The sequence below is a fragment of the Micromonospora sp. NPDC023633 genome, from assembly GCF_040640035.1.
Lineage (GTDB): Bacteria > Actinomycetota > Actinomycetes > Mycobacteriales > Micromonosporaceae > Micromonospora.
Map to the genome: position 1 here is coordinate 81,922 of NZ_JBFABB010000017.1, position 7,162 is coordinate 89,083.

The 7,162-nt window shown below is 73.3% G+C and carries 8 protein-coding genes; 4 read left to right on the plus strand and 4 right to left on the minus strand.

Going from position 1 to position 7,162, the window contains the following annotated elements; all coding sequences use genetic code 11:
* Window positions 1-236: 236 nt before the first annotated feature.
* From AB0G13_RS08145 to AB0G13_RS08155, 3 genes are all read right to left on the minus strand, one after another.
* On the minus strand, window positions 237-602 hold the full coding sequence (locus AB0G13_RS08145) for a WhiB family transcriptional regulator (protein ID WP_088998544.1): 366 nt from the start codon (window positions 600-602) through the stop codon (window positions 237-239).
* Between the two features lie 129 nt (window positions 603-731).
* Entirely contained in the window at window positions 732-989 is a 258-nt protein-coding gene (locus AB0G13_RS08150; protein WP_357870611.1) for a hypothetical protein, read from the minus strand.
* Between the two features lie 127 nt (window positions 990-1,116).
* Window positions 1,117-3,279: an ATP-dependent DNA helicase UvrD2 gene (locus AB0G13_RS08155; protein WP_357870614.1), complete on the minus strand. Its 2,163-nt coding sequence runs from the start codon at window positions 3,277-3,279 to the stop codon at window positions 1,117-1,119.
* Between the two features lie 91 nt (window positions 3,280-3,370).
* Between AB0G13_RS08155 and AB0G13_RS08160 the strand changes: the two genes are divergently transcribed.
* A complete protein-coding gene (locus tag AB0G13_RS08160) occupies window positions 3,371-3,613 on the plus strand; it encodes a mycoredoxin (protein ID WP_357870616.1) in 243 nt (80 codons plus the stop codon).
* A gap of 91 nt (window positions 3,614-3,704) precedes the next feature.
* On the opposite strand, the gene AB0G13_RS08165 is transcribed toward AB0G13_RS08160, so the two are convergent.
* Complete coding sequence (locus AB0G13_RS08165; protein ID WP_357870619.1) at window positions 3,705-5,000, minus strand: MFS transporter; 1,296 nt, start codon at window positions 4,998-5,000, stop codon at window positions 3,705-3,707.
* A gap of 224 nt (window positions 5,001-5,224) precedes the next feature.
* On the opposite strand from AB0G13_RS08165, the gene AB0G13_RS08170 reads away from it, so the two are divergent.
* The 3 genes from AB0G13_RS08170 to AB0G13_RS08180 all read left to right on the plus strand — a co-directional run bounded on the left by AB0G13_RS08170 (window position 5,225) and on the right by AB0G13_RS08180 (window position 7,005).
* On the plus strand, window positions 5,225-6,205 hold the full coding sequence (locus tag AB0G13_RS08170) for a helix-turn-helix transcriptional regulator (protein WP_357870622.1): 981 nt from the start codon (window positions 5,225-5,227) through the stop codon (window positions 6,203-6,205).
* Between the two features lie 73 nt (window positions 6,206-6,278).
* A complete protein-coding gene (locus AB0G13_RS08175; protein WP_357870625.1) occupies window positions 6,279-6,515 on the plus strand; it encodes a DUF397 domain-containing protein in 237 nt (78 codons plus the stop codon).
* A 214-nt stretch (window positions 6,516-6,729) separates the two neighbouring features.
* Window positions 6,730-7,005: a hypothetical protein gene (locus AB0G13_RS08180; RefSeq protein WP_357870649.1), complete on the plus strand. Its 276-nt coding sequence runs from the start codon at window positions 6,730-6,732 to the stop codon at window positions 7,003-7,005.
* The last annotated feature ends 157 nt before the right edge of the window (window positions 7,006-7,162 follow it).

Consider the following 7,162-nt stretch of genomic DNA (forward strand, 5'->3'; position numbering starts at 1 on the left):
AAGCGCCCAGGTCGCGCGCCGCGCGGTTGCGGCTGTTCATGGCGACGGTACGGGCGGAAAGGGTTGCCTCAGTGCTCGTGGTGGTACGACCGGCCTGAGGCCGGCGCATTCGAGCCCGGGACAACGCTTCGTGAAGTAGTTGCATCTCGGCGACTCCGTCAAGAACGTTCAGCATGGTGGTCAGCTTTCTCGTCGCCGGTGTGGCACCGGCGTGGGTGGGTTGGATCGGGTGCATGTCAGGCCGCCAGCCGGACCGTGGTGCGCGACTCGGACAGCCCACTGGCCGCCAGTCGTGCCTCGGCCTCGACCCGGAGCGCCGCGTCGCGGGCGAGGTCCTCCTTGCGCGGACGGCCACGGGGCCGCTTGCGCGGGACGACCGCGCCACGCTCGAAGATCTCGCCGCCCCAGACGCCCCAGGGCTCGGCCCGCTCCACCGCCCCGGCCAGGCACTCGACGCGCAGCGGGCAGTCCCCGCAGAGCGACTTGGCCAGCTCGAGCTCGGCGGGCGAGTCGGAGAACCACAGGTCGGGGTCGAACTTCCGGCAGGGCAGGTTCGCCTCCACCTCGACGCTCACGTCGAGCGGGGCCAACGCCAGACTCATCGCCCGGTCACCTCTCTCTCACTTCGATCTCGTGGATCGCATTTCCGACGTACTTGGCGGGCAAAAAACTGAGGCCGCGGATCCCGGTAGCGGGTTCCGCGGCCTCGAGGTGAGCCGGTGGTCTGATGATCAGACCGGTCTACCTCGAGGTGGAACTCCGCGGACGTCCATGTGACGCTTGACAGCATCGACGCCCTTGCCCGTGAAGCCACTGGTCCCCTGGATCCCGTTCGGCGCGGTGGCGAGGATCAGCTCGGCCTGAGCCTCGACCCGGTGCACCTGGGAAACCGACGGTCGCGCAGCGGCGAGGGCCACCCGGACAGCCGACAGCGGAGCGACGACAGCGGGCAGCGCCGCCGGACGCTCGCAGGTGTAGACGATCTCCATGGGGGCCACCTCCTCTGACGTTCTCTCGTGCCGAAACGGTCTCTACCCCTCGTGAGCAGCCGGAATGGCGCCGCTCGCGAGGTGTGCCATGAGGCTATTCCTCGCCACAGGGCGAGGGCAAACGAATTTACGGCGAGATTTCGAAAGTTTTCTCCGAGCAGACGTCGTCGACCGCCGCGCCCGCCACCAGCGCCAGCACCGCCTCCCCGTAGAGGCCGAGCTTCCGGGGCCCGATGCCGGCGATGGCGATCAGCTCCTCCGCCCGCCCGGGGCGCCGCTCCGCGAGCGCGACCAGGGTGGCGTCGGTGAAGACCACATAGGCCGGTACCCGCTGCCCGCCGGCCACCCGCTGGCGCCACTCGCGCAGCCGTTCGTGCAGCTCCTCGTCGATGTCCGACGGGCAGGTGGGGCAGCGACCGAGCTTACGGTCGGGCCCGGCGAGCAGGGTGGCGCCGCAGATCCGGCAGGAGACGATCTGGGTCCGGCGGCGCTCCGGGCGGCGCGCCGCCGGACCGGCACCGGCCCGCTCCGCCCCGCCCGAGCGGTCGAGCTGCGGCAGGAACCGCGAGGGCCGCCGGGCCCGCCCGCCCGGGGAACGGGCCGAGGCGTACGACAGCCAGAGCCACTCCCTCGCCCGGGTGACGCCGACGTAGAGCAGCCGGCGTTCCTCCTCGACCTGCTCGACGGTCTTGGCGTACGTGGTGGGCAGCGTGCCCTCGGAGAGGCCGACCAGGAAGACCGCGTCCCACTCCAGGCCCTTGGCGGAGTGCAGCGAGGCCAGGGTCACCCCGTCGACGGTCGGCACGTGCTGCGCGGCGGCCCGGCGAGCCAGTTCGTCGTTGAAGTCGGCCAGCGTGACCGGGCGCTCGACCGAGGCGGCGGGCCCGATCGGCAGCACCTGCGGGGTGGCCGCGTACTCCTCGGCGAGTTGCACCAGCGCGGCGAGCGCCTCCCACCGCTCGCGGGCGGCGCCGCCGGCGGGGGCGGCGCCGGGGGCCCAGCCGACCGCGGTGAGCGCCTCCACCACGGCGGCGGGCAGCGGGGTCTCCCCGGGGATCGACCGGGTGGCGGCCCGCAGGGCGATCATCGCCTGCCGGACCTCGGCCCGCTCGAAGAACCGCTCCGCCCCCTGCACCACGTACGGCACCTGAGCCTCGGTCAGCGCCTTCTCGTACGCCTCGGACTGCGCGTTGGTCCGGAACAGCACGGCGATCTCCTTCGCCGGGGTGCCGGCGTCGACCAGGGCGCGGCAGCGGGCCGCCACCGCGTTGGCCTCGGCCGGCTCGTCGGTGAAGATCCGCAGCTCCGGTTCGGGGCCGGGCGGGCGCTGGCCGACCAGCTCCAGGCGCAGCCGCGCCTCGGCGCCCCGCGCCTGGGAGATCACCGCGTTGGCCAGCCCGACGACCTGCGGGGTGGAGCGGTAGTCGCGGACCAGCCGCACCACCGTCGCCCCCCGGTACCGGCGCGGGAAGTCGACCAGGTAGGACGAGGTGGCCCCGGTGAACGAGTAGATCGTCTGGCTGGCGTCGCCGACCACGGTCAGGTCGTCCCGCCCGCCCAGCCACGCCTCCAGCAGCCGTTGCTGGAGGGGGTTGACGTCCTGGTACTCGTCGACGACGAAGTGCCGGTACTGGGCGCGGACCTGCTCGGCGACGTCCCGGTGCTCCTCGATGCCCCAGACCGCGGCGCGCAGCATGTCCTCGAAGTCGATCACCCCGTTGGACCGCTTGATCCGCTCGTACGCCGTGAAGACCTCGGCGACCCGGGCCGGCTCGTGCGGGGTGTCCCGCATCGCCTTGGCCGCCGCGACGACGTACTCCCCCGGCTCCACCAGCGACGACTTGGCCCACTCGATCTCGCCGGCGAGGTCCCGGGCGGCCGCCCGGTCGGTGCGCAGGCCGGCCTTGGCCGCGGCGAGGGTGACCAGCCGGACCTTGCTGTCCAGCAGCTCGGGCATGGCCCGCCCCGCCAGCAGCCGGGGCGCGAAGTAGCGCACCTGGCGCAGCGCCGCCGCGTGGAAGGTACGGGCCTGGACGCCGCCCACCCCGAGCGCGGTGAGCCGGGCCCGCATCTCGGCGGCGGCGCGGGCCGTGAAGGTCACCGCGAGCACGTGCCGGGCGGAGATCTCTCCGGAGAGCGCCCGGTGGGCGATCCTGGAGGTGACCGCGCGGGTCTTACCGGTGCCGGCGCCGGCCAGGATGCAGACCGGGCCGGCGGGGGCGGTCACCGCCGACCGCTGCTCCGGGTCGAGCCCGGCGAGCACGCGTTCGGATGCTGAGTGAACCACCACAGCGAGGGATTGTCTCAGCTCCGCCGGACGTTACAGCGGTTAGCCTGGCTTGATCGGCAAGCCGCCACGCGGACCGTTGGAGGATCTGACCATGCTGACGATGTATTCCACCACCTGGTGCGGCTACTGCCACCGGCTGAAGTCGCAGCTCGACCGGGAGGGCATCGGCTACGAGGTGGTCGACATCGAGCAGGACCCGAAGGCCGCGGAGTTCGTGATGCGCGTCAACGGCGGCAACCAGACCGTCCCGACGCTGCGGTTCGCCGACGGCAGCGCCCTGACCAACCCCTCGATCACCCAGGTCAAGCAGCACCTGGCCACGATCGACGCCTGACCCGACACACCGCCGACGAGCGGCCGCCCACCCGGGCCGGCCGCTCGTCGCGTGTCCCGGGGCGGTCCCGGCGACGACGGTGTCCGGCAGCTCATCGCCCCGGGCTCGGGGGTGTCGTGCCGACCACCTCGTGGCCCGCCGCCTCGGCAAGGTCGGCGAGGGCGGGCCCGTCGGCGGGCCGGCGGGGGGCGGGGATCCGGGCGGACGGCGGCGGGCTGAGCGTGCGGCCGTGCCAGAGGTAGCCGCCGGCGAACAGGGTGGCCACCCCGATCAGGGCGAACAGGACGCGGTAGTCCAGCACCCCGACGAGCAGCGCCCCCGCCCCGATCGAGAGCGCCTGCGGCCCGCTGACCATGGCCTCCGAGGCCGCGGCGACCCGGCCGAGCAGCCCCGGCGGGGTGCGCCGCTGGATCAGCGTGTGCAGCCCGACCATCGTCAGCGGCAGCGACACCCCGGCCAGCAGCACCGCGACGAAGCCGAGCCAGAGGTTCGGGTACACCAGCGCCAGCGAGGCCGGCCCGAAGAACGCCACCCCGGCGGCGAGCGTGCCCACCTCGCCGGCGCGGCGCACCACGGCCGGGGAGAGCAGCCCGCCGACCAGCCCGCCGACGCCCTGCACGGTGACCAGCACGCCGACGAACGCGGCGTCCCGGCGGAGCCCCTGGTCGACGTACGCGAAGATCAGCGACTCGCTGAAGCCCATCGCCAGCGACCCCAGCCCGTAGCCGAGCAGCGCCCGGCGCAGCGCCGGCTCCCCGGCCAGGTGCCGCAGGCCGGCGCCCACCTCGGCCGGCCAGCGCAGCGCGGGCCCGGTGGGCGGCGTCTCCGTCGTCCGGATCAGGCCCACCACGACTGCCGCCGAGAGGAAGCCGACCATCCCGATCACGGCCAGCATCCAGCCGCCGACCGCGGCGTAGAGCCCGGCGCCGGCCAGCGGGCCGATCAGCCGCAGCCCCTGGCGCACGGTCTGGAGCACCCCGTTCGCCTCGGCCAGCAGTTCCACCGGCACGAGCTGGCGGATCAGGCCGCTGAGCACCGCGCTGAGCGTGATGTACGACAGCCCGTACAGGGCCGCCACCACGTAGATGATCCACACGTCGGCCCGGTCCCGCACCACGAGCAGCGGGGTGAGCAGCACGGCCGTCACCAGGTTCGCCGCCACGAAGAACGGACGCCGGGGGTAGCGGTCGACGATCCACCCGACCAGCGGGGCCAGGGTCATCGGGGCGATGACCGCGAAGATGGTGGCGCCGGCCAGCCCGTCCGATCCGGTGAGGTCCTTCACCCAGATGGCGAGGGCCAGCAGCAGGATCGACTCGGCGGCCATGCTGGCGAGCAGGCCGCCGAAGAGCAGGCGGAAATCCGGGCGGCGCAGGACGGTGCGCATGGGGTCCCTCCGGCGGGGGTGTGCGCGGCGTGGCGCGGTCGGGGTGGCGCGGTCGGGCCGACGGCGTCGTACCGGACGCCGCTGCCTCCCACGGTCCTCTTTTCTGCGAGACACGCCCCCACCGGGACCTCCGACGGGAGGCGCGCCGTCCATACTGACCGTGGGGGGCGAATTTCATACAGTTACCGTCGCGTCTGCGGCGGTCCACGGGAAAAGAGGACGTCGTGCCTCCTGCCTCACCCAGCCCGATCCTGCGCCGCCGCAGGCTGGGCACCGAACTGCGCCGGCTGCGCGAGGCCACGGGTCTCACGGGAGACCAGGTCATCGAGCGGATCGGCTGGGCGTCCGCGTCCAAGTTGTCCCGGCTGGAGAACGGCCGCAGCCGCCCCGACCCGGACGACGTCCGCGTGCTGCTGGACCTCTACGGCGTCGACGAGGCGCTGCGCCGGGAACTCCTCGGCATCACCCGGGAGGCCGGCGACATCCGCGGCTGGCTGCGCAACTACCCGGTGATGACCCAGCAGCAGCGCAGCTTCGCCGAGCTGGAGGCGGGCTGCGCGGAGATCTCGGAATACAACCCGGTCCTGGTGCCGGGCCTGCTCCAGACGCCGGGGTACGCGTCGGTACGGATCGCCTCGGCCCGCCAGGTCGGCGAGGAGGCCGGCGACCCGGAGACCGGGGAGGACATCGACACCGAGGTACGGGCCCGGCTGGCCCGCCAGTCGCTGCTCACCCGCGCGGCCGACGCGCCCCGCTACACCGCGGTGCTGGAGGAGGCGGCGCTCGGCGGCCGGGCCGGGCCGCCGGAGGTGCTGCGCGAGCAGCTCGTGCAGCTCTGCGACCTGGCGATGCTGCCGAACGTCACGCTGCACGTGCTGCCGCGCGACACCCAGATCGGCGACTGGTACCTCCCGCCGACCGCGTTCTCGGTCTACCGGTTCGCCGATCCGCTCGATCCGGAGACGCTGGCCATCGAAGGGGGGTTCACCGACGTCATGTCGACCGAGGCAAACACCCTAAATCGCTATAAAGTGGTGTTCGAGTGGCTATGCACGGCGGCGCTCTCCGAATCGGACACCCTCTCCTGGCTCATCGAGGCGACGGGGCGGCTGCCCGGCACGGCGACCGCGTCCACGGTGGCGTACGGGCCGGCAACGGCGCCGACCCAACGCCGCCGGCATTCCGGGCGCCTGACGGAGCGATGATCACGGGGGCCCCACCGTCGGGTCGTGCGGCGCCACTCGTTCCATCGGAGCAGTTCACCTCAGGAGTGGCACGATGAACGAGATCCGCAACACGCCGTCCGTACTCGCCCAGCTCGCGGACGCCCCGTGGCGCAAGAGCACGCGCAGCCAGACCTCGAACTGCGTCGAGGTCGCCCCACTGAGGACAGGGCCGGCCGCGGTGGCCCTGCGGGACAGCAAGGACCAGGGCGGTCCGGTGCTGCTGTTCAACCGGGCGGGCTGGCTGGGCTTCATCGCCGGCGCCAAGGACGGACAGTTCGATCTGAACTGATCCGTCCACCATCGCGGGGCCGCCGGCAGCGTGCCGGCGGCCCCGTCGCGTCTGCGTCGTGCCACCCCGCCGACCAGGCATCCGCTGATCGGACGAGGCTCCGAACCAATCGTCGCGTTTCACTTGATGAGACGGCCGCGCGGCGTAACATGACGGCAGAGTGACGTGGAACTTCCACCCGTTCCCCACCGTCGCGATTCATCCGGAGACCCGCATGCGGTTCCTGATCGTTCGCACCGACATCCGCGCCGCCGCCGACGTGGACATCGCCGCCGCCTGGGCGTGCGGTGGCCTCCTGCGGGACGAGACCACCGCGCCCGAGCCGCGCCGCCAGATCGTGCACGCCGAGGAGCGCGACGCCGCGCTGCTGCTGGCCCGGGCCCTCGCCACGGTCGGCGCGGTCCGCTCCGGGAAGCAACGGGTCAAGGTGCTCCCGCTCGACCAACCGGGCCGCGGACGACGGGCCGCGCCCGACGACCGCGGCAGCTGACCCGCACCCAGACGTCCGTCGTGGTCGGACCGGCTCCCCCGCCGCGCTCCCTGCCCCAGCCGACCACGACGGCCCGTGTTCCCGGTCCGTGACCGCCGCGGCAACGGCGGCCACGGACCGGGACCGCACGACCTCCCGGCCGGCGGCGCGGTTGCGC